General features: G+C 60.3%; 15 protein-coding genes and 1 pseudogene. 9 read left to right on the forward strand and 7 right to left on the reverse strand.

Annotation, left to right across the window (positions count from 1 at the left end; genetic code table 11):
- Positions 1-15: 15 nt before the first annotated feature.
- Positions 16-396: a hypothetical protein gene (locus tag ACB033_RS05935; protein ID WP_139725934.1), complete on the reverse strand. Its 381-nt coding sequence runs from the start codon at positions 394-396 to the stop codon at positions 16-18.
- 248 nt (positions 397-644) lie between these two features.
- Here ACB033_RS05935 and ACB033_RS05940 point away from each other — a divergent pair, with 248 nt between their 5' ends.
- The 6 genes from ACB033_RS05940 to ACB033_RS05965 all read left to right on the forward strand — a co-directional run bounded on the left by ACB033_RS05940 (position 645) and on the right by ACB033_RS05965 (position 13,021).
- Positions 645-1,799 (forward strand): sodium:phosphate symporter, encoded by a 1,155-nt coding sequence (locus tag ACB033_RS05940; protein ID WP_017780726.1) that lies wholly within the window; start codon positions 645-647, stop codon positions 1,797-1,799.
- A 159-nt stretch (positions 1,800-1,958) separates the two neighbouring features.
- Positions 1,959-2,429, forward strand: coding sequence for an FKBP-type peptidyl-prolyl cis-trans isomerase (locus tag ACB033_RS05945; protein WP_010633350.1), 471 nt, complete (start codon positions 1,959-1,961; stop codon positions 2,427-2,429).
- 308 nt (positions 2,430-2,737) lie between these two features.
- Positions 2,738-3,505 (forward strand): class III extradiol ring-cleavage dioxygenase, encoded by a 768-nt coding sequence (locus ACB033_RS05950; RefSeq protein WP_139725935.1) that lies wholly within the window; start codon positions 2,738-2,740, stop codon positions 3,503-3,505.
- A gap of 236 nt (positions 3,506-3,741) precedes the next feature.
- Positions 3,742-8,625, forward strand: coding sequence for a PAS domain S-box protein (locus tag ACB033_RS05955; RefSeq protein ID WP_139725936.1), 4,884 nt, complete (start codon positions 3,742-3,744; stop codon positions 8,623-8,625).
- 11 nt (positions 8,626-8,636) lie between these two features.
- A complete protein-coding gene (locus tag ACB033_RS05960) occupies positions 8,637-9,569 on the forward strand; it encodes a diguanylate cyclase (protein ID WP_139725937.1) in 933 nt (310 codons plus the stop codon).
- A gap of 197 nt (positions 9,570-9,766) precedes the next feature.
- On the forward strand, positions 9,767-13,021 hold the full coding sequence (locus ACB033_RS05965) for a response regulator (RefSeq protein WP_371140398.1): 3,255 nt from the start codon (positions 9,767-9,769) through the stop codon (positions 13,019-13,021).
- A 121-nt stretch (positions 13,022-13,142) separates the two neighbouring features.
- Here the strand turns inward: ACB033_RS05965 and ACB033_RS05970 are convergent, their stop codons facing one another.
- Positions 13,143-13,523, reverse strand: coding sequence for a hypothetical protein (locus tag ACB033_RS05970; RefSeq protein ID WP_162519928.1), 381 nt, complete (start codon positions 13,521-13,523; stop codon positions 13,143-13,145).
- A 513-nt stretch (positions 13,524-14,036) separates the two neighbouring features.
- Here ACB033_RS05970 and ACB033_RS05975 point away from each other — a divergent pair.
- Positions 14,037-14,969 carry a hypothetical protein gene (locus ACB033_RS05975; RefSeq protein ID WP_139725940.1) on the forward strand — a complete coding sequence of 311 codons (933 nt, stop codon included), beginning with the start codon at positions 14,037-14,039 and terminating at the stop codon, positions 14,967-14,969.
- The gene (locus ACB033_RS05980) at positions 14,951-16,393 is read left to right on the forward strand and encodes a metallophosphoesterase (protein WP_139725941.1); all 1,443 of its coding nucleotides are present in this window, start codon (positions 14,951-14,953) and stop codon (positions 16,391-16,393) included. The genes ACB033_RS05975 and ACB033_RS05980 overlap by 19 nt, the downstream gene beginning before the upstream one ends.
- 503 nt (positions 16,394-16,896) lie before the next feature.
- Here ACB033_RS05980 and ACB033_RS05985 read toward each other — a convergent pair.
- Positions 16,897-18,491 (reverse strand): annotated as a pseudogene (locus ACB033_RS05985) (ATP-binding cassette domain-containing protein).
- Positions 18,492-18,909: 418 nt separating this feature from the next.
- On the opposite strand from ACB033_RS05985, the gene ACB033_RS05990 reads away from it, so the two are divergent.
- Positions 18,910-19,824 (forward strand): DKNYY domain-containing protein, encoded by a 915-nt coding sequence (locus tag ACB033_RS05990; protein ID WP_139725942.1) that lies wholly within the window; start codon positions 18,910-18,912, stop codon positions 19,822-19,824.
- 197 nt (positions 19,825-20,021) lie between these two features.
- On the opposite strand, the gene ACB033_RS05995 is transcribed toward ACB033_RS05990, so the two are convergent.
- The 4 genes from ACB033_RS05995 to thrB form a co-directional block, all read right to left on the reverse strand.
- A complete protein-coding gene (locus tag ACB033_RS05995; protein WP_139725943.1) occupies positions 20,022-20,270 on the reverse strand; it encodes a hypothetical protein in 249 nt (82 codons plus the stop codon).
- Positions 20,271-20,592: 322 nt separating this feature from the next.
- Entirely contained in the window at positions 20,593-21,009 is a 417-nt protein-coding gene (locus ACB033_RS06000) for an SgcJ/EcaC family oxidoreductase (RefSeq protein WP_017765727.1), read from the reverse strand.
- A 107-nt stretch (positions 21,010-21,116) separates the two neighbouring features.
- On the reverse strand, positions 21,117-22,391 hold the full coding sequence (gene thrC / locus ACB033_RS06005) for a threonine synthase (RefSeq protein WP_371140399.1): 1,275 nt from the start codon (positions 22,389-22,391) through the stop codon (positions 21,117-21,119).
- Positions 22,388-23,368: a homoserine kinase gene (gene thrB / locus ACB033_RS06010; RefSeq protein ID WP_005303083.1), complete on the reverse strand. Its 981-nt coding sequence runs from the start codon at positions 23,366-23,368 to the stop codon at positions 22,388-22,390. The genes thrC and thrB overlap by 4 nt, the downstream gene beginning before the upstream one ends.
- Positions 23,369-23,370 lie beyond the last annotated feature (2 nt).

The raw sequence follows: 23,370 nt of genomic DNA on the forward strand, positions 1-23,370 counted from the left end.
TCGCGGCGGCCGGGCTCAACCCTGGTTGATCACCGCAGTGGCGGCCGCCTTGAGCGGATCCTTGGCCACCGCCTTCACATCCTGCTGGGTCTGCTTGAGCTGCTGGCCGGCCTGATTGACCTTCTGCTGGGTCCCCTGCAGCTGGCTCTTGCCCTCCTTGAGACCCGCGCTCTTCTGCTCCAGCACGTCCGTGGTGTGCTTCTTCACCTCGGCCCCGGCCTTCTCTTTCTGCTGGCGCACCAGCTTGTCGGTATCACAGCGGCCCTTGACCCCCAGGGTCGCATTGAGCGCCTCGTTCTTCATTGCCTTGTCGAGGTTGCACTCGGCTTTCAACACGCTCGCCTGGGCACCGACAGACAGCAGACCCAAGGACAGACACAACACCCATGCACGCATAACAACACCACGCTGGTTGAGATAAGGAAGGCCGCAGCATAACGCCCTGTCCCCCGGCTGCAAGCCGCCAGACACATTCGCAGCCAAACGGGGCGAGATCCCGCCCCAGTCCGACACCTTCTGTCCAATCTTCCCCACCCGGCCATGTCATCAAATCATCACAAAAGTGTCACTTTGTCATATTTCTGTCATGGAGCCCTGCTGTAATGCGCCCGTCCATTTTCAAGCAGACTGTCCCAAGAGGCTTCATGCACAGCACCCCATCTTTTGCACAACAGCAGACCCGTCGTACTGGCCCACTGTTCAACTGGCTCGCTGTGATCACCCTGATCTACCTGATCCTGGTTGCCGTCGGCGCCGTCTCCCACGGCTTCAAGGGCTTCTCCGGCGGCGCCGAGGGCGCGGCCCAGATCTTCGCCTTTGCCAACAACCCCTTCGTCGCCCTGCTGCTCGGCATCCTGGCCACCGCGCTGGTGCAATCCTCCAGCACGGTCACCTCGGTGATCGTCGGTCTGGTAGCCGGCGGCCTGCCCATCGGCATGGCCATCCCCATGGTGATGGGCGCCAACCTCGGCACCACCATCACCAACACCATCGTCTCCCTCGGCCATATCCGGGATCGGGGCGAGTTTCGCCGCGCCTTTGCCGCCGCCACCGTGCATGACTTCTTCAACCTGCTGGCGGTGTTCATCTTCCTGCCGCTGGAGCTGATGTTCGGTCTGCTGCAAAAGAGTGCCGAGGCGCTGGCCACCCTGCTGGTAGGCTCCGCCGACATGTCGATGAAGGGGATGGATTTCATGAAGCCCCTCATCTCCCCGGCCCTCAACCTCATCGACGACCTGGTCGCCTTCTTGCCTGGTAAAGGGCCGGCCATCGCCACCATCGTCATCGGCATCCTGCTGATCCTCGGCTGCGTCACCTGGCTCGGCAAGGTGCTGCAACGGGTGCTGGTCGGCCGTGCCAAAGAGGTGCTGCACAAGGCGCTGGGCCGCGGCCCGCTGACCGGCATCGCCTCCGGCACCCTGGTTACCGTGATGGTGCAGTCCTCTTCCACCACCACCAGCCTGATGATCCCGCTGGCCGGCGGCGGCGTGTTCAGCACCCGTCAGCTCTACCCCTTCACCCTGGGCGCCAATATCGGCACCACCATCACCGCCCTGCTGGCCGCCACCGCCATCAGCGGTGCCGGGGCCAAGCTGGCGCTGACCATCGCCCTGGTGCACGTGCTGTTCAACCTGTTCGCCGTGGTGCTCATCTACGGGGTGCCCTTCCTGCGCGAGCTGCCGGTCAAGGCGGCCGAGGGGCTGGCCCGGGTCGGCAGCGAGAACAAGCTGCTGGCGCTCGGTTACGTGGCGGGCCTCTTCTTCGCCCTGCCCGCCCTGATGATGGTGGCCGCCAAGTAACGACCGCCCTGACGACGAGGGGGAGGCGCCAGTCGCCTCCCCCTGCTCATTTGCCCGTCCGGTCACATCCTGCCCCGCCCCGGCTCGCCCTGACGCCCCGGCTGGGATAAGATGCCGTACTCACTGCCCTCCCGGCATTTCACGACATAGGGATACCCGATGAAACTCGTTCTGATCGCGCTGCTGGTTGCCGGCGTCGCCTACTACTTCTACTCGAGCAGCAACAACAGGAAGCTGGCGGAAGAGAATGTGCGCAAGGGGGCCGAGTTCCTCGCCGCCAACAAGGAAAAACCCCTGGTGACCACCACCGCCTCCGGTCTGCAGTATGAAGTGCTGACCCCGGGCAGCGGCACCGTTCACCCCACCGCCACCAGCAAGGTGAAGGTGCACTACGAGGGCAAGCTGCTGGACGGCACCGTCTTCGACAGCTCGGTCGCCCGCGGCGAGCCCATCGAGTTCGGCCTCAACCAGGTGATCAAGGGCTGGACCGAAGGGGTACAGCTGATGGTGGAAGGGGAGAAGACCCGCTTCTACATCCCCGCCAACCTCGCCTACGGCGATCGCGCCGCCGGCAAGATCCCGCCGGGATCCGTGCTGATCTTCGACGTCGAGCTGCTCGGTATTCAGTAAACCGGCAAGATCCCACCCAGCGCCCGTGCTGATCTTCGATGTGGAGTTGCTGGGTATTCAGTAAATTGTTGATGGCAGGCCTGTCGCCTGTCTGCTCCCCCAGGGCCGGCCACTGCGCCGGCCTTGTTATTGGTGATCCCCCTCCTTCCCACCCAACACTATCAACCAACAGTGAATAGTACTTATCCATCAAGCTGGATTGTTAACTCGCATCTCGGGGCAGATAATGACCATATCGTCAGCGGCATGTCGCCCTGGCCCACCGTTTTCGGTGCCCTGGCACCGGCACAACGCATATGGAGTCTGTCATGTCTATCGCCCCCGTCTGGTTCATCTCCCATGGCGCCCCGGATCTGGTTCTGCGCGACCAGCCGGCGACCCACTTCCTCAAAAGTCTGCGCCTTGGCGATCTCAAGGGGCTGGTGGTCATCTCGGCCCACTGGTTTACCCGCAGCGAGCTGCAGATCAACGTCGAGCCCAATCCGGCCCTGATGTACGACTTCTACGGCTTCCCCGAGCCGCTCTACCACATCCGCTGGCCGGCCAGCAGCCCGCTCTGGTTGCAGGAAGCGGTGAGCGATCAGCTGCTGCTGGCGGGCCTGCCCGCCGAGCCGGTGCGCCGCGAGCTGGATCACGGGGTCTGGTCGCCGCTCTCGCTGATGGATCCCGCCAGCAGCGTCCCGCTGGTGCAGCTCTCCATCCCGGCCAGCTTCACCCCGCACCAGCTGTGGCAACTGGGGGAGGCGCTGCAGCAGCTGCGTGCCCAGGGGATCGGCATCCTGGCCTCCGGCGCCATCACCCACAACCTGCGGGCACTGGGGCCGGAAAACTCGCCGGTGCCGGGCTGGGCCCGCAGTTTCGTCGACTGGCTGGAGCTGACCATGGCCGAGGGTGACAGAGCGGCGCTGGAAGATTACCGCGCCCGCGCGCCGGGGGCGGTGGAATCCCATCCCCACGACGATCACCTGCGCCCGCTGTTCGTGGCGCTTGGCGCCGCCGGCCAGGACAAGCCGGTCAAACTGCACGACAGCTGGGATGGCGGCAGCCTCTACATGGGCTCCTACCGCTTTGCATAGACGCGGCTGCCGTTCAGGCCAAGGTGACGAGCAGGAGAATCGGATACAAACGCCTGCGATTAATGCTAAGTTATGTTGCAACTCATTTGATACCACTTGGGATCGACGCAGAGCGCCCCCCTTCGCGCTCTGCGTTTTGAATGCGAGATATCTGGGTTTACTTTCAATGCATTAACGCGACTCAATAGTCGTATCGGGTGTGCTCTACGTCATCAGCGAGGCAAGGAGGCTTCAGCTTGCGCAATCACCACCCCTTTTTAGGGTTGAACCGCAGTGCAGGCCTAGTATTGCTCATCGGCCTGCTGCTCTCCCTGCTCGGCACCCTCCTCCTCCATTACAGCAATGACAAGCAGGTGCAAGCCAGCATCACGGCGGCCACGGAGCACGTCGCAGATACCGTCAAGGCGCGACTCGATCTGTATCAGTACGGTCTCAGAGGGGTACGTGGCGCCATCCTGACCGCCGGCGAACACGCCTTCAACAACGAGGACTTCGTTCGTTACAGCCTGACCAGGGATGTGGACAGTGAATTCCCCGGTGCCCGGGGTTTTGGCTTCATCAGGCGAGTGAAGGATGCCGATCTCGACGACTTCATCCAACGCGCCCGACGAGATGGGCGGCCAGGTTTCACCCTTCAGCTGCTCTCGCCCTATCGGGGTGAACATTTCATCATCCAGTTTATCGAGCCGCTATCACGCAACAAGGCGGCCATCGGGCTGGACATCGCCTCGGAGCCCTCGCGCCGTGAGGCGGCCCTCGCCGCTATCCGCAGCGGCGAGGTACGGCTGACGCCCCCCATCACCCTGGTACAGGCCACGGGCAAGCCAAGGCAATCCTTTCTGATGCTGATGCCCATCTACCGCACCGTGACCACTCCAGCGACTCCCGAGGAGCGAGAGGCCGCCGGGTTTGGCTGGAGCTATACCCCCTTGCTGATGGAAGAGTTGCTGGACGCCCTGCATCTGGAGAGCCCGGCCTTTCACATCAGACTGATCGATGTGACCGACCCCCGGCATATCCAGCCCTTCTATACCAGTGCCATCGACCACGAGTCGCGCAATCCGCACCACATCACCATGTCCAGAGCCGCCGAGCGGGAAATTCATGGCCGCCGCTGGCAGATCAGGCTCGACGCCCACCCCCTGTTCGTGGCGCAGCTCAACCAGACCTCCCCCTATGTGGTGTTGTTCACCGGCGGCCTCTTCACTCTGCTGCTCACCCTGCTTGCGCGCATGCGGGCCCAGGGGCAACAGCAACGTCTGCAACTCATTGAGGAACAGGCCAGGCTGGCCGCCATCGTGGCCGGTGCCAGTGACGGCATCATCGCCAAGACCCTGAGCGGCGTCATCGTAAGCTGGAACAAGGGGGCCGAAGATCTGTTCGGTTACCCGGCCGGCGAGGCGCTGACCCGTACCGACAGCGCGCTGTTTCAGACGGATCATGACAGCGCCAGCGAGAAGGCGCTGCTCGCCGACCTCAGGCAGGGCGTCCGGATCCCGAGCTTCTCCGCCCGGCGTCGGCACAGGGACGGCCATCTGCTGGATCTCTCCATCTCCATCGCCCCCATCTATGACCATAGGGGCAAGCTGGTCGGCACCTCAGAGACCATCCGGGACATCACGGCCCAGAAGCAGGCAGAGGCCAAGATCCTGGAGCTCAACGCCAATCTGGAACATCAGGTGGCAGAGCGCACGGCTGAGCTGAGCAAGATCAACGTGTTATTGAGCAACGTCCTGCGCTCCGCCTCGGCAATCTCCATCATAGCGGCCGATCTGGAGGGCACCATCACCCTGTTCAACGAGGGGGCCGAGCAGCTGCTGGGATACAGCGCCGCCGACGTGGTCGGCAAGGAGACCCCCGGCATCTTCCACACTCGCGACGAGATGCAGGTCCGCAGTGTCGAGCTCAGCGCCCAGTACGGCGAGCAGATCAGCGGCTTCCAGGTGTTCGTCTACAAGCCGGAACGGGAAGGGGCGGAGAGCCGGGAGTGGACCTATGTGCGCAAGGATGGCAGCCGCTTCCCCGTCACCCTGGTGATCACCGCCATCCGTGACGAACAGGGGCACAGTCAGGGCTACCTTGGCATCGGCCTCGACATCACCGACAGCAAGGCGGCCGAGAAGAAGCTGGCCGAGAGTCTCGAGGTCACCCGCGCCATCCTGGACACCGCCGTCAACCCCATCATGACCATGGATCCTGACGGCCGCATTCACTCCCTCAACCCGGCCGGTCAGAGCGCCTTTGGCTATCAGGCCGGCGAGATCCAGGGTCGACAGGTGCAGACCCTGTTGCAAAGCAGCGATGAGCACGCGCTGGGTGAGGTGCCACTCGGTTCCCTCAGCGACAGCCAGCTGGCCGCCCTGATGGAGAGGGAGTTTATCGGGCGGCGGCGCGATGGCAGCGAGTTCCCGCTGCAGATGTCGATCGGCCGGATGCAGGCGGCGGGCTCCAGCATGTTCGTCTGCATCATGACCGACATGACCCAGCAGTTGGCCCAGCGCAACGAGATCCTGTCGACCCGCGATCAGCTGCAGATGGCGGCCGACGTGGCCGAGTTGGGGATCTGGTCATGGGAGCTCGGTAGCAACGCCCTGAGCTGGAACAACCGCATGTTCGAGCTCTACGATCTGCCGCTGACGCTCAGGGACGAGGGGCTCAACTACCAGCACTGGGCAAACCGGGTGCACCCGGACGATCTGGCGGCCACCACCGCCAGCCTGAACCGCGCCGTGGCCGGCACCGGCATCTACGACCCCGTCTTTCGGGTGATGCAGGACAACGGCGATCACCGGGTGATCCAGGCCGGGGCCAAGGTGGAGCGGGACAGCAGCGGCCAGGCGCTGCGCGTCATCGGCTTCAACCGTGACATCACAGCCCAGACCGAGCTGGAGTCCCGCCTGCTCTATGCCAAGGAGCAGGCAGATGCCGCCAGCCAGACCAAGTCCTCCTTCCTCGCCAACATGAGCCACGAGATCCGCACCCCCCTCAACGCCGTGCTCGGCATGTTGCAGCTGATCCAGTACACCGAGCTCACCGCCCGCCAGCTCGACTATGTGGTCAAGGCGCACTCTGCGGCCAACTCCCTGCTGGGCTTGCTCAACGATATCCTCGACTACTCGAAGATCGAGGCCAGCAAGCTGCAGCTCGATCTGCACCCCTTCGACATCGAGCTGCTGATGCGGGACCTGGCCATCGTACTGGACGGCAACCAGCGCCAGAAAGAGATCGAAGTCATGTTCGATATCGACCCCCATCTGCCCAATCTCCTGATCGGTGACAGCATGCGCCTGCAGCAGGTGCTCACCAACCTGGCGGGCAATGCCCTCAAGTTCACCATCAAGGGGCAGGTGGTGATCACCATGGCGCTGCTGGCCCGCCATGAGCAGACGGTCACCATCCGCGTGGCCGTCACCGACAGCGGCATCGGCATCAGCGCCCACCAGCTGGAGCGCATCTTCGAGAGCTTCACCCAGGCCGAGGCCTCCACCACCCGTCGCTTCGGCGGCTCCGGGCTGGGGCTGGTGATCTGCAAACGCCTGCTCAAGCTGATGGGGGCAGAGCTGCGGGTCGAGAGTGAACCTGGCCGTGGCAGCCGCTTCTGGTTCGACATCACCCTGGCACAGGCCGCCCCCCAGTCTCTCAAGGAGGCCTGCCCGGACATGGCACCGCCCCCCTACATTCTGGTGGTCGACGACAGCGAGCTGGCGGCAGAGCTGCTGCAACGCACCCTGCTGCAGCTCGGCTGGCAGGCCGAGCTGGTCCACTCGGGGGCAGAAGCCGTCCGCCGGGTCGGCGAGGCCAGTGCTCTGGGCCGTCCCTTCGACATAGTGCTGATGGACTGGAGCATGCCGGGCATGGATGGCCTGAACGCCGCCGCCCAGATCCGGCAACAGGCCGGGCAAGACCCAGCCCCCGGAGTCATCATGGTCACCGCCTACGGCCACGAGGTGTTCACCGAGTCGCACCAGTCGGGCGCCACCCCCTTCGTCAGCCTGCTGACCAAACCCGTGACTCCCAAGCAGCTGGCAGAGGCCATCTATCAGGCCCTCCATGGCCAGGATGTCGCGCCCGCACTCCCTGCCCAGCACACCCGCCGGCTGAGTGGCCTCACCCTGCTGGTGGTGGAGGACAATCTGCTCAACCGCCAGGTCGCCTGCGAGTTGCTGAGCTGCGAAGGGGCCAGGGTGCTGCTGGCCGAATGCGGGCGGGACGGGGTGGCCATGGTATTGCAGCAAGCCCCCTCGTTTGATGCGGTGCTGATCGACATGCAGATGCCGGATATTGACGGGCTGGAGGCCACCCGCCAGATCCGGGCCCACCCGCAGTTTGCCAACCTGCCCATCATCGCCATGACCGCCAACGCCTCGGAAGCGGATCGCCAGCTCTGCCTGGCTGCCGGCATGAATGAGCATGTGGGCAAGCCCATTGCCCTCGAACAGCTGGTCTCGACCCTGCTGGCCCAGCTTGGCAAGGCTGGCCAGCCAGCCCTTGCCCAGCCCCCGTCCCCCGCAGCCAGCGAAGCCCTGCTGGAAGCGGAATCCGTCATACGCCAGCGTTTTGACAACGATATCGAGCTGCTGCAACGGATCCTGAGCCTGTTCGGCCCCGACATGGCAGAACAGCTGGAGGCCTTGCACCAGGCCATCGCCGCTGGCCAGGTCACGGAGGCCTGTCGCATATTGCACGCCATCAAGGGCAGCGCCAGCACCATGGGGGCCTGCCGACTGGCCACCCTGGCCAAGGCGCAGGAGCAGGCCCTGCTCCACGCCGACCAGCCGCAGGCCGCAGCGCTGCTGGCTGACGCCGGCTGGCTGCAGCTGTTGCAGGAGACGGTGCGGCTCAGCCTTGAGAGCCTCGAAAAAGCCTTCGCCCCGCCCCCCGACACCACCGCGCAGCCGGCCTATGATGCCTTGTCCCTCGCCGAATGGCGGGAGGCCATGCAGCACATCCTGGTGCTGCTGGAGGATGGCAATCTGGCGGCGGTCGAGCTGACCGAGGCCCTGGCACCCAAGACGCCGCCGCAGTTGCACACCGCCTTTCGCCAGTTTGCCAGCCTGATCGAGAATCTGGAGTTCGGCGCCGCCCTCAAGTTGGGGAAATCCCTGTGCGTCAACCAATGATGGAGCCCAAGATGGTCCCCTGGAACCTGCCCACCAACCGTCGCCCCAAACTGCTGATCGTCGATGATCAGGCGATCAACATCAGGTTGCTGCACCAGCTCTTTCGCGAAGAGTGCGAGATCTTCATGGCGACCAGCGGGGAGCAGGCACTTGCCCTCTGCCGCAGCCTGCTGCCAGACCTTGTCTTGCTGGACGTCATCATGGACGGCATGAGCGGCCACGAGGTCTGCCAGCAACTCAAGGCGGATCCCGACACCCGGGACATTCCCGTCATCTTCGTCACGGCCCAGCAGGAGGAGACGGACGAAGAGTTCGGCCTGGCGCTCGGCGCGGTGGATTTCATCAGCAAGCCCATCAGCCCCAACATCGTCAGGGCCAGGGTGAAGGCCCACATCACCCTCAAGCTGCAGGGGGACTTGCTGCGCAACCTGGCCATGCTCGACGGCCTCACCGGCATACCGAACCGGCGCCAGTTCGATGAGGAGCTGATGCGGCAGTGGCGCCAGGGTTGCCGGGACAACACCCCCCTCTCCCTCATCATGCTCGATGTCGATTACTTCAAGCGCTACAACGACCGCTATGGCCATCAGGCCGGCGATCACTGCCTGCAGGCCATCGCCGCCGTGCTGGCCGAGCGGCTGGGCAGGCCGCACGATCTGGTGGCCCGCTACGGCGGCGAGGAGTTTGCCTGCGTGCTGCCCAACACCCCCCTGGCCAGCGCCGTCCATCTCGCCGACAGCATGTGCAGCGCCGTGCGCGAGCTGGCCATCGAGCACCTCGCCTCCGAGGTGGCCAGGGTGGTAACCATCTCCCTTGGCGTGGTCTGTGCCATCCCCAGCCAGACCGGCACGCCGCAACAGCTGCTGGAGGCGGCCGACCGCCAGCTCTACCGGGCCAAAGAGGCAGGACGGGCCAGAGTCGCCGCCGATGGCGAGGGGGTGTGAGTCCTCTGCCGTGCCTGCCCCTGTCCAAATCAGGAGTCAGGGCGGACAGTTGGCAGGCCGCTGGCGAGTCCCGTCCCGCCAGCGGCCTTGCCGTTTGCACTGACAAACTGCTGATTAAAGGTTCATTGTGCGCCGCTCTTCGGTAGAATCGCCGCTTTCGATCACCATCCAACCGGCGGGAGGGGCACAATCTGGCAATGAACCTGATCCGACCCCTGCTGCTGCTCTGCCTGCTGCTGCCCCTCTGCGCCCAGGCGCTCACCCTGCACAGTCGCCCCTACCTGCAAAGCCCCCCGGCGCCCGCCAGCACGGCTGACCAGCCCTGGCTCGCCGAAATGACGGCGCTGCGAGTCGGGGTGCTGCGCCACGACTATCGCCCGTTCGCCATGATCGGGCCCGATGATCACTTCGAGGGGATCGCCGCCGACTACCTCGACATCCTGGCCAGGGCGCTGCAAAAACCGGTGAAACTGCGGGCATTCCACGACTCGCGCAGCGCGCTGGCGGCGCTGCGGGCCGGGGATCTCGACCTCGTCAACCTCGGCAACCTCAACCTCGGCACCTCCGAACAGGCGGGCATCGCCCTCAGCCGGCGCTATTTCAGCAGTGCCCCCGTCTTCTCGGCCCTCGCTGCCGAACAGGGGCCGCTGCTGCTGCCGGGCCAGCGGGTCGCCACCGTGCGGGGCTACGTGAACGAGGCCGCCTTCAAGCGCTACTACCCGGATCTGGTACTGGTCAATTACCCCTCCAACGTGGCGGCCTTCGATGCGGTCTTCTTCGGCCACGAGCCGCTGCTGCTAAGCGACCCCCACTCCCTGCACTACCTCAACAGCGAGCGCTTCGACAAGATCCGCCAGCACAGCCAGGCGCAGCCCGCCATCGCGGCGGACGGCTTTCGCTTCGCGGTGTCGGCCGCTCATCCCGGCTTGCTGGCCCTGCTCGACCAGACCCTGGAGGGGGTAAGCGACGTCACCCGCAGCCTCATCTTCAACCAGTGGAACGGCCCCATCCGCGACATCATCGAGCGCCCCAGCGATCTCTACAGCCGCGAGGAGCGCGCCTGGCTCGCCAGCGCCGGCCCGGTGAAGGTGTGGCTGATGGACGACCTCTACCCCTACGGGGTGCGCGACTACGACAACCAGCTCACCGGCATGTCGGTGGAGATGCTGGAGAAGATCAGCAAGCGCTCCGGCCTGCGCTTCGAGTTCGTCAGTTACGGCTCGGAGCAGGCGCGCAAGAAGGCCCTGCTCAGGGGGGCGCTGGATCTCATCGGTGCCATCTCCCGCCCGGTGGCCGAGGGTTACCGGCTGCGCCCCTCCCTGCCCTACGCCACCGATGACATCTATGTGCTGGTGGCCCGCAAGGGGGATGCCTTAAGCGGCGATCTGGCACAGCTCGCCGGCAAGCGGGTGGGCAGCACCATCTACAACCCCATCGCCAAAGGGCTTGGCGACAGCCAGGTGAGCTTTCTGGAGAGCGCCGACGAGGCGATGGAGGCGGTCAACGAGGGACGTCTCGATGCCGCCATCGTGCCGCTCTATTTTGCCCAGCATGCGGTGGAGGGGGGGCGGCTTCAGCAGATCCGCATCGCCGGCCCCGCCGACGACCAGCCCATCCGGATGGGTTTTGCCGGCCTCTCCGCCAACCGGATGCTGATGGACATCATCGACAAGACCATCCTCTCCATCGCCCCCAACGAGCTGGCGATGATGAGTTACCAGTGGCGCAACCGCAAACTGCCGGCCCCCACCTTCATGGAGCGCAACGCCCCTTACTTTTACCTGCTGCTGGCGGGGCTGTGCGCCGTCGCCCTGCTGCTGTTTTACCGCAACCGCATGCTCAACCGGCTGGCCCGCTCGGAGCAGGCCTCCCGCCGCCAGCTGGAGGAGCACGTGCGCTTCATCGAGGCGCTCGGCGAGAGCCTGCCCCACCCCATAGTGGTGCGCGACAAGGGGGGCAAGGTGATCCTCTGCAACAGCAAGTACCTGGCCACCCTCAACGCCCCCATCGAGCGGGTGCTCGGTACCTCGTTTGCCGAGGGGCTCAAGGGGCTGCTCGGCGCCGAGGCCATCGCCGCCCTGGAGCAGGATTTTCAGCAGGTGCTGCGAAGCGGCAGCCCCATACTGTCGGATCGCATCTTCAGCCAGCGCGGCCCGCGCCAGTTCGTTTACCACTGGATGGTGCCCTACTTTGACTATCGCGGCGCTATCAGCGGGGTGATCAACGGCTGGATCGACATCACCGAGCGCAAGACCATGGAGGAAGCGCTGCGCCGCGCCAAGGAGCAGGCCGACCGCGCCAGCCGGGCCAAGAGCGACTTTCTGGCCACCATGAGCCACGAGATCCGCACCCCCATGAACGCCATTCTCGGCATGCTGGAGCTGGCGAGCCAGGATCCCGCCCTCGCCCGCCACACCGGCGAGCAGCTGCGCATCGCCTCCGAATCCGCCAACGGCCTGCTGGATCTCATCGGCGACGTGCTGGACATCTCCAGCATCGAAGCGGGCCAGCTGACCCTCGCCCCCGAGCCGTGCGAGCTAGCGCCCCTGCTCCACTCGGTGGCCCGCGCCTGCAAGGGGATGGCCCAGCAGAAGGGGCTTGGCTACCGGGTCGAGCTGCCCCCCCTGCCGCGGGTGCTCATCGACCCGCTGCGCCTGCGCCAGATTGTCTTCAACCTGCTCGGCAACGCCATCAAGTTCACCGAGCGGGGGGAGGTGAGCCTGCAGGCCAGCCTCACGGGGAGCGCGGAGCAGCCGCTGCTGCACCTCATCATCCGCGACAGCGGAGTGGGCATCGCCCCCGACAAGCTGCCCGGGCTGTTCAGCCCCTTCTACCGCGCCCACGATCCGTACCAGTTCGCCGGCACCGGCCTTGGCCTCAATATCGCCCGCATGCTGTGCCAGCTGATGGGGGGCAAGATAGCGGTCAGCAGCGAGCTTGGCAGCGGCACCGAGCTCAGGATCCGGCTGCCGCTCACCCCGCTGGCCGCCCCCCACGAGCTTCTCGACGCCGCGTCGCCGCCGGCCGTGCCACTGCTTGTGCCCTCCCCCCGGCCGGTTGCGCCAACCCGGCTGCGGGTGCTGGTGGTGGACGACAACCACGCCAACCAGGTGCTGCTGCGCCAGCAGCTCAAACACCTGGGCCACGAGGTGAGCGTGCGCGGCAACGGCGCCGAGGCACTGCGGGCCAGCCAGAGCCAGGACTTCGATCTCGTCATCACCGACTGCCAGATGCCGCTGATGGATGGCTTCGAGCTGACCCGCCGCCTGCGCGCCCGCGGCCACACCCAGCCTATCTGGGGCTTTACCGCCCACGCCACAGCGCGCGAGCGGGAACTCTGCCTCGCCGCCGGCATGGACGACTGCCTATACAAACCCATCGGCCTGGCCCGGCTGCGCACCGCCCTCTCAACCCTTGAGCAGAGCGGCGCCAACACTCAGCCCCAACTCTGATGATCCGGGCCAGTTGGTTAGGCTCTGCGCCCAGTTATCCGCTCAGCAATAAGGCCCCTATGCACAAAATAGCGCGGGGGGCCTGCTGGCCCCCCGCAAACACACCGGACAAGAAAACGCCCTACTTGGCGGCGCTATCCTTCACGCACTTCTGGACAAAGCTGTTCTTGGCCGCGCCGGCCAGCTTCTTGTCGGCAGCCGCCTTCTCGCACTTGGCCGCCGGCTCCACCGCCGCGCCTGTCTTCACGCACTTCTGGATAAAGCTGTTCTTGGCTGCACCGGCCAGCTTCTTGTCGGCGGCCGCCTTCTCGCACGCGCCGGTCGCAGCGCCGGCGGCATCTTTCACGCACTTGCCGACAAAGCTGGTCTTGGCGGCGCCCGCCAGTTTTTTGGCCGCGGCCTGCGCCTCGCACTGCAACTGGGCAGCGTCGTTGGCAAAGACCGGATTGGCCAGCAACACGCTGCCGCAGAGCAGGCCGAACAGGATGGCAATACGCTTCATATGACGTTCCTTATTGTGATGTGTTGGCATGGTGACCCGTTTGCATGATGATCTGATTGCAAGTAACTGTTATGACAACAGCTGATTGTTGCCGCAGATCCCCCGCCTTGCCAGCAAGGGCCACGGAGCACAGGGCACCATAGCCCGCACTATAGCGCCGATTGGCTAAGCGGGATTCTCCCCAACCAGCCCCTACTTAATGGCAAGCCAGCCACTCTTGTCCCCGCCACGCCCGCCGCCCCCAATAAAATCAAGGGCCATGGGAATCCAGCCCCCGCGACAGCGATTTCTTGAGCCAGCGCATAAAACGCCGATATTCCTGATAGTTACGTCACTTTTTGACTGGTGAGACCAGATTCGATTGGCTTAACATAGCCATCCAGTGCCTATTGCTGCGATGGGCTGCAGTCCTCGCTGGTTAGTGGAGCATTTTGGAAGCTGTAATCCACGGGCGGTAGCGTGGATTTATAGTTTTACGTATCTATGTTTAGTATCCATATATAAGGATGGTTCATGAGTATTTTAGATAGACCTGACCCACACCCTTTAGATTTTGACTGGAGATTTGATGAAGAAAGTACCAAAAGAATAATTAATTTATTTTCCGGCAATACAAATGTATTATGTTTAGGTACACCATCAGTATCAAGTAGATTGTCTGGAGATAACTACATATTAGTTGATTGGCATCCGTTCCAAACTGTTGAAAACCATCTACGTGTTAATATTAACCAACACTCTCCAATAATAACAAACTCAGATTATGTGATAATGGATCCCCCATGGTATCTAGATATATATCTTCGTTGGATCTCTTGGGCATGCAATTCTGTAAAGCCAAATACAAAAATTCTCTTTCCAATTTGGCCTGATGAAACTAGACCAGATGCAATTAATGAGAAAAAGCAACTATTCGATTGGTTGAATATATGGGGTGAATATAGTTTATCGAAAAACTTCATATCATATGAGACGCCATACTTTGAAATACTAAGCAATGTTAAAAGCAAGACAAAACCGAAACCTAGAGTAGCAGATTTAGTTACGTTTACATTTCATTCTAGCCCACCATTACTTGACCCAATCGCAAATAATGACACATGGGTAAGATATGTATTCGACAATTATCAATTGGCAATCCGAGTAACAAATAGCACATATTCGGAAAGCAATGAAAAGATTGAAATACAATTCATCAATGGTATGAAAGATTGGGTTTGGCCATCAGTAAGCAAGAGAGCTATAGGAAGAGAAAATATAAATATATGGAGCTCTAATAATGAGGTAGGGATTGTAAACAACACTCAAAACCTAATTTCACTACTAGACAAAGCAATTGAATCTGGTTTTTATGAAGAAGATAGAAGTACACTCGGCGAATTAATTAACTGGAATATTCCTCTCCCACCATACAAAAGAATTATAAAATGGAACCAAAGAAACTAGCCTTTAGATTTCGTAATTCACAAGATGGAATAGACACTATCACAGAGCATCAAAAAATAATTAATAAGGATCGTGCTGTCTGGTGGGGGTGGTGGAAAAAAGATCATGAACACATTGATGATAATATTGTCGAACTAATATCCAAATTCAGTGGAAATGTTAGCTTAGTTAACCGAGAAAATAAAAAGCTATACACAGCACATGTTGACAGAGTTGAATTAAACACTGCAGAATCAGAACAAAAAACAAGCACGAGAGTTCCTTCATATTATAGGGGGAACAGTGACAACGTATATGCATGGCTTTTAATCTCTTCTATTACAGAGAAAAAATACAGTGATACCATTGATAATTTATTCTCAGACAATGAAAATCCAACTTTCATTCTATACACTGGGAAAACATCAAGTAGCCTTGCAAAAAAATCTGAACGAACCAAACTAGACAGAAACACATTTTTGTTTATTTCTGACGTTCATTTTGGAAAAGATTACGCCCACAAATACCAGCCTAATAAAAATAATCTTTCATCAATATTGAAGAATGATCTAAAAAACTTAGGCTTAGATAATGATATAGCATCAATCATTATTAGTGGTGATATAACATCTAATGGTGACTGGTCTGATATGCAAATGAATTCAGCGATAAAAGAGCTTCATTCATTAGCAGACAATCTTAATGTACTACACCATAATATTATTGTTTGCCCTGGAAATCATGATATAAACAGATACTCACCTAGCGATCCACAGTATGACATGGAACAACAATCAATATTGAACCAGCAAAATACTCAACATGAGAGAAACTTTAGAATATTTAGGGAAGATTTGAATAGTCGAACCAGACAATCACCACTTAACTACCTTCATGACTTTTTCATTCCTAAAGTGGATGTAGATATCGATCTATGCGTATTGAATTCATGTTCAATTACAGCAACAAAATGGACTGAATATGGCTATGTTGGACAGGCTGGACTCGATGTTCTTGCCCAATATGGCATCGAATCATCATCAAAAAAATATAGACTTGCTGTTTTACATCATCACCTACTCCCAATAAATGACCTTGAGAAATTAAGCAGCAATGGAATTTCAATGAGTATTGATGCAGTTGATATATTGAAAACGGCTATCAGTCATGATGTAAGCACAATAATACATGGCCACCAACATCTTTTTCATGCTATAGAGTATTCAACATATCCTAGGTATCAAACTCCATCAAAAGCAAAAACTGTAAAAATTCTGGCTAATGGAAGTATAGGGGTTAACTCAAATCGCAGAGTAGAAAATGAACGCCATTGTTATATTGTCATGACTTTCAACAATGATGATGTGGAGATAACGGCTAGGGAAATTACTGGACCTACATCCAAAGGAATTACAATAAATAATTTTAAAGACAGCTACATATGATGATAACTCCTTTTTATCAGACGTTATTCTCGTGATAGTTAAATATTAACAAGCCTGATCAACAATACATAAAGGAGACCAAGAAAACTCACACTTCAGAGCAAACAGTAACTAGCTGACAAGCTTTTACCACTGTAAGAAGGATACAAAAATACCTATTCAAACACCACAAACTATTCTTTTATTTACATAAAAACCATTTATTACGGCATAATTATATAACCTTAAATTAGATTTCATAATTGGTCAAAATATGATACCTGTTAAATCAAGGTTATAATTTAGTCATGAAGAAAAGATCGCCAAATAACTTATGTCCCCAGTCAGGTTGGCAAATAGCTTTACCCATAGAAATAAAAATCCCCCGCTACCGGGGGATTTTTATTTCTATCAGTTAGTTCTCGACCAAGGCTCAAGCCAGCAGAAAGGCTCTTAAGCCAGCAAACTCCGCTGGCGAATTAACGGAGAGCTGCGGCAGCTTGGTCAGCGGGCCGAGCAGAGGATCATACACTTTTCAGCGCCTGCTTCTCCCCCTCCAACCAATACTCCCTCTCAACCCCTACCCAAGCCACAAAGTCGGGATCGTGGGAGACCAACAGCAGGGTGCCCGGATAGTCGGCCAGCACCTGAGTGAGCAGTTGACGCGAGGCGTGATCCAGATGGTTGTCCGGCTCGTCCAGCAGCAACAAGTCGGGCAGTTGCGCCAGCACCATCAAGAGGCCCAGCTTTAACCGCTCGCCACCGCTCAGACCATGGCAGGGCATCAGGGAGCGATCGCCGCGCAGTGCTATGCCCGCCAGCCGGGTTCTTGCGTCACGCTCGGAGAGCGTCGGTGCAACCACCAGCAGATTGGCCAGCGGGCTGAGGTCTCGCGCAATCAGGCTAAGCCCCTGATCAAGACACGCCAGCCGACCATTGATGCGAAAACTGCCCGCCTCGGGTGCCAGCTCCCCGCGCAGCATCTGCAACAGGCTCGACTTGCCGCTGCCGTTGCGACCGGCCAAGAGACAGCGAGCCCCCGCTGCAGCACCAGATCTACCTGCTGATTGTGCCAGCACCTGTGGCACGCCGCCGTGATCACCAGCGGCTGGGCCGCCCCCTTGCGATCGCTTTTCGCCGGCCACTGCATGATAAGCGGCTGCACAGCCGCCAGCGCGGCCGCCGCTTCGGCGCGTGCCTCCAGCTGGGCACTGTGGCCCCGCTCATGGCGATCCAGCACCTTGCCAAGGGATTTGCCCGCCTGCTCTGCTTTGAAATCGAGCAGGATCCTGGCCTGGGAGCCGCGCTCGCGCCGCCCCTGACTGGCTCGTCTGGCCGCCTGCTCACGCACCTTTTGCACGCCGCGCGCCGCCGCTTTTTCACGGCGCTCCGCCTGCGCCAGCCGGGCGCTGCGGGCAGCCTGCAACTCGGCCTGCTGCGCCAAAAATGCCTCAAACGAGAGGCTGGCGCTCTGCAGCCCCTGCTCGCCCAGCTCCAGTATCTGGCTGCTCTGATTGAGCAGGCGCCGGTCGTGACTTACCAGCAGATAGCCACCACTGTGGCTGGCCAATCGCTGGCTCAGCCACGCGATGCCACTGGCATCCAGGTGGTTGTCAGGCTCATCGAGCAACAGAAAGTGAGCAGATCTCGCAAACAGTGCCAGCAGGCGCAAACGGGTGAGCTGGCCGCCACTCAGGGTGCTGACCGGAGCATGGGCATCGAGTCTGAGCCCAGCCTCTGCCAGCAGGTCGGCAAGATCGCTGCGCAGGTTCCAGCGATCAGCCAGCAGCTCGAAATCGTCCAGGGCGCAGCTCCCCTGCTCGATGCGCTCAAGGGCCCGCAGCGGCTCGCCCCAGCCGATCACGTCGGCCACGCTGGCTCCGTCGGCATAATCCTGCGCGAGCGCAAACTGGGACAACCAGCTGATGGGGGCCAGCCACTCAATCTCGCCAGAAGCCGCGCGGCGCTGGCCCGCCAGCAGTTCCAGCAGCAGGCTCTTGCCGATGCCGTTACGGCCGATCAGAGTGCAGCCCGTTGCGGGCAAAGTGAAGGTAAGGGGCACAGTACAGGCGCCGAAGGGCAGCTGCAAGGCGTTGATATGACATGCGATATGGGTCATCTGAACTCCTGTGGGCCAATGCGGGAGCCGCAGGCCAAGAGCCAAGCCAAATGCAGGGACACGTGTCCACGAATGGGAAAACAAACAAGGAATCAGCATCAACCTGTCACGGTAAGACGCACCCGATCTCCCTGGCGGGAGAGGAATCAAAAGGCGGGGTGCGGACAGGTTAAATGCGCATCGGAGGAAGTACTCATATATCAGAAGAGCCAAGAGGCTAACCCGGCGAGTGCGGGCAGGTCAACTGAACAGATAACGTCCTGCTAGGTGGATTGACTTGTCGGCGCTTCATGCTTGTCATATGGAAACCCACCTAAGTATGATCCCAAACGGCACCGTTCTGGGGCGTGCTGTGCTCTCAAGACCCAGGCTGCCATTTCGCATCATCACCCACCTTATCAATGAACAGTGAGCCCTTATGAATGTTCGCTACTGCGCCCTGTTGGCGTGCTGTCTGCCGCTGGCAAGCCATGCAAAGATTGCTGCCCCCTATCAGCTCGATGCCGGCAAGGTCATCTTCAAACCCTATGGCAATCAAGCGGGAACTCCGCTGGCCGGAGCTGTGCCGACGGACTTTGACGTCATATACCGCAACGATAATTTCGCCCTGGCCCTCTCGCAGGGGCGCTATTTCTGCAATGCCCAGCCGCTGCCTGACAGCTTTGATGTCAACAGCGCCAAGGCGCTTGGCAGTTTCCTGCTGAGCGGGCAGCAGGCCTATGCCTATTGCGAGCAGATCAAGGTGCCGGTGAATACCGCCGCCTTCGCCTTGCTTGACCACCCTTTTGCCAGCGACGATCGCCATGTCTTTCTCGTCACCGGCGAACTGCTCGAGGGAGCGGACCCCAAACACCTGAAGACGGCCCATGGTCAGGCTGCTGACCAGCGCCACTACTACTATGTGGCCGACCAGACCAAGGTCATCCCTCACAAAGGAAAAGTGGCGTTGTACGACGTCTGCCAGGGGTGGGCCAACATCGATGACACCCTCTATTTCGAGGGTGAACCCCAACAAGAGGTGGATGCCACCAGCTTCCACTGCCTGAACTTCTCTTCAGCCGTGACCAAAGACGGCTTCTATAGCGGCAACCAGCGGATCGCCCCCCTGCCAGAAGGGGTCGACAGCGCCCTCATCAAGCCACTGCAGGAGAACTTCGTCACCGACGGCACACGCGTTTGGTATGTGAACGTCCAGCCGACTGAGCTGGAAGGGGTCAACCTGGCCGCAGCCAAGGTAGAATACGACCAGCTCAGCGATGGTGTGCACAACTGGGATTGTAGTGTTCACGACGATATGGGCAACCCCAGCTGTGAGAAAACGGCCGTGGAATAGCCCTGTCGCCGCTAACCTCTGCCAGAGCGTCAGAAAATCCAGATACAGGTACAGCAAACCGGTGACCAGAATGTTTCCCGCCTCCCGGTTCTGACCCCGCGCGGCCTGTTCGCACAATAAAAATCCCCCGCGCTCGGGGGATTTTTATTTCCTGTTTATCCTGTTTGGCGAGTCACTATCTGCGCCGGTGCTCGCTATCAGCGGTTCTTGAGCGCCTCCACCCTGGCGATCAGGATGGCCATAAAGCCGGAGATGATGATCAGCCCGACGCTGACAGGCATCACAGAGACGGCGTAAGGAACAACAATTGCGCCACCGACCAGAGAATCCGAGAAGATGCTCAAGGGCAGCGGCAACAAGATTAACAGCGCGATATAAACCAGCACCCTGGCGATCACCAGAGGGGTCTTGAGGGATTGCGTTACGACTCTTCGGTACGGCCACATGATGGTTTGCTCCCTGATCCGTTATTATCCGGCCATCGGCCACCAACCCTGAGCAGAGTCCCGGCCTTGTTCGTCCATGATGGCTTCATGCAGCACCCTGATTAACAGCCACCGAACGGCTGGTCAAGGGACTCCCCATCGGCGGCCTTTTCCCACGATTTTTATTCTTCTGCGTGCCGCCACTATGGCGGAGAAAACCTGCAACAAACCGGCACCGCACCACAGCAACCTCTAACAACTGTTTCTATATCAGCAGCTTGTTGATTGCCTGCCATTCGGGGGCTTGTAGCAGCCCCCGCTCTGGGATAGCCCCTGGGAGCGTTCAGGCAGAAGGCGCGGGGTCCACCGCTGCCAGCAGCGCAGTGCCGTAGGAGTTGTCTATGGTGCAGCGCCACTGCCCATCGGCTTCTTTGCGAAACACATAGGTGGCGCGGCGGGTTTCCTCAGTCAGGCTCCCCTGACCATCGGGGTAATTGAGCCGGGTCTCCATGATCACCAGCGCATTGTCGGCCCCCTCGATCACCTCCATGGCGCCCTGCTCCACCTTGAGCTGCCCCTGAAAGTAATCCGAGATGGCGGTAAAGGCGCGGCGGATAGCGGGAATGCCGCGCACCACCATGCCGGGCTTGACCACCAGGGCGGCGTCCTCGGCGTAGAAGGCCATCAGGGCGTCGAAGTCGCGCCGGGAGATGGCGGCGTCGCAGGTCTCGATGAGAGTTCGAAGGGGATGCTGACTCATCTTCACTCCTTATGAGGCGGCTTGCCCGCCCTGTCATGAATAGAAAGCAACGGTATAGAAAACAACGGATAGAAAAATCCCCCGAGGTCGGGGGATTGGCAATCAACTTAACCGAGCAGGAAGGCCCTTAGCGGGGCAAACTCCGCCGGCAGGTTATGGGACAAGAGCGGCAGCGCGGCATGCTTGGCAAGGGGCCCGGGCAGCGGTACGTCCAGCCCCAGGATCTCGTCTACCGACTCCTTGAACTTGGCCGGATGGGCGGTGCAGAGGAAGACCCCCACTTCGTCCTCGGCCAGCTGTTCACCCAGCAGATCCCAGGCAATGGCGCCGTGGGGCTCGCACAGGTAATCCAGCTGGTGCAGGCGTTTGAGGGCCGCGCGGGTTTCGGCATCACTGCGCATGCCAGACCCCAGGGTCTCCAGCGCCCAGCCCTTGCGACGGCACAGCTCTTCTACTCGTGGCCAGTTGTTGGGGCGGCTCACGTCCATGGCGTTCGACAGGGTCGCCACCGTCTGGTGCGGATCCCACTGGCCGGTTTTCAGGTAGCGCGGCACGGTATCGTTGGCATTGGTGGCGGCGATAAAGCGCTTCACCGGCAGCCCCAGCGCCTTGGCAATCAGGCCAGCGGTGAGGTTGCCAAAGTTGCCGGACGGCACGCTGATGACCGCCTTGGCGCGTTGGGCTTTCGGCAGTTGGGCCACCGCCTCGAAGTAGTAGCAAACCTGAGCCAGCAGGCGGCTGATGTTGATGGAGTTGGCGGAGTTGAGGCCGATCGCCTTTTTCAACTCCTCGTCATCGAAGGACTGCTTCACCAGCGCCTGGCAGGCATCGAAGTCGCCGTCGATGGCGATGGTGCGGATGTTGCCCCCCAAGGTGCAGAACAGCGCCTCCTGCAGCGGGCTTATCTTGCCCTTGGGGTAGAGGATCACCACCTCGATCCCTTCCAGCCCGTAGAAGGCGTGGGCCACGGCGGCGCCGGTGTCGCCGGAGGTGGCAGTGAGGATGGTGATCTTGTCGTTGGTTCTAAAGGCCGCAAGGCACTGAGCCATAAAGCGGCCGCCGAAGTCCTTGAACGCCAAGGTCGGGCCGTGGAACAGCTCGAGGGCATAGGTACCATCTTTGAGTTTCACCAGCGGCGCCGGGAAGGTGAAGGCGGCCTTGACCAGCTCATGCACCTGAGGCGCGGCCACTTCGTCCCCCAGCAGGTGGCTGAGGATGCGGGCGGAGCGCTCCACCAGCGGCAGATCCAGCAGGGCATCCACATCGGCCAGCGGCTCGAGCTGCTCGGGGAAGAACAGACCCTGTTCGCGGCCCAGACCCTGACGCACCGCCTGGGCGAAGCTCACCTGTTCACTCTTGTCCTTGATATTGTAAAGATTCATAGCTCGCTTCCTGTTACCCGTGCCCCGGCCATGTCGAGTTTGCAAACCCGGGCAAATCCATCTTCGTTCTGCACGAAATGTGCGTCCATCCAATCCTTCATCCGCTCGGCCTGGGCCAGATCCTTCATCACCACGAACACGCTGGGGCCGGAGCCCGAGATGCCGGTGGCCAGCGCCCCGTTCTGGGCGGCCTGGGCCCGCACCTCGGCAAAGCCTTCAATGAGCGCCGCGCGGTAGGGCTCGGCAATCACGTCTTTGAGTACGCTCGCCGCCAGCCCCTCCTGCCCGGTGTAGCTGGCGTGCACGAAGGCGGCCAGCCGGCGGCCATAGGTGAGGCAATCCTGGCGGCGATACTGGGCCGGCAGAATGGCGCGGGCGGCGGCAGTGGAGACCACTGTGCCCGGGTAGCAGACCACCCAGTACCACTCGTCAAACACCGGAATGCCCTGGCTGATGACGCCGTGCTCTTCCAGCACCAGCTGCATGCCCCCCAGATAGCAGGGGGCGACGTTGTCGTAGTGGACGGAGCCGGAGATCTTGCCTTCCATCTCCCCCATCAGCAGCAGCAGGTCGTGTTCATTGAGGGGGGCGCCGTGAAAGGCGTTGAGGCCTTCGAGTGCCGCCACCACGCTGCAGGCGCTGGAACCCAGGCCCGAGCCCACCGGCAGGTTCTTCTCCAGCACCATTTCGAGCGGCTTGAGACCAAGGCCCCGTTTCTCCAGCGCCTCGCCATAGGCGAGCCAGCAGTCATGGAGGATGTTCTTTTTCGGGTCAGCCGGCAACTTGTGGGCGTAACGGCCCACGGAGGAGAGGGCAAACGGCACATCGGCGGCCTTGACCTGGACGCGATCCCCGAGCAGGGAACCATCCACGGGGGCGAGCGCCGCCCCCAGTACATCGAATCCCACGCTCAGGTTGGCGCTGGAGGCGGGGGCATAGGCCACCACGCTGCTGCTCTGGTACATGTCTGAACTCATGC

Origin of the sequence: Aeromonas sp. S15(2024) (assembly GCF_041402265.1) — a bacterium.
Classification (GTDB): domain Bacteria; phylum Pseudomonadota; class Gammaproteobacteria; order Enterobacterales; family Aeromonadaceae; genus Aeromonas; species Aeromonas dhakensis.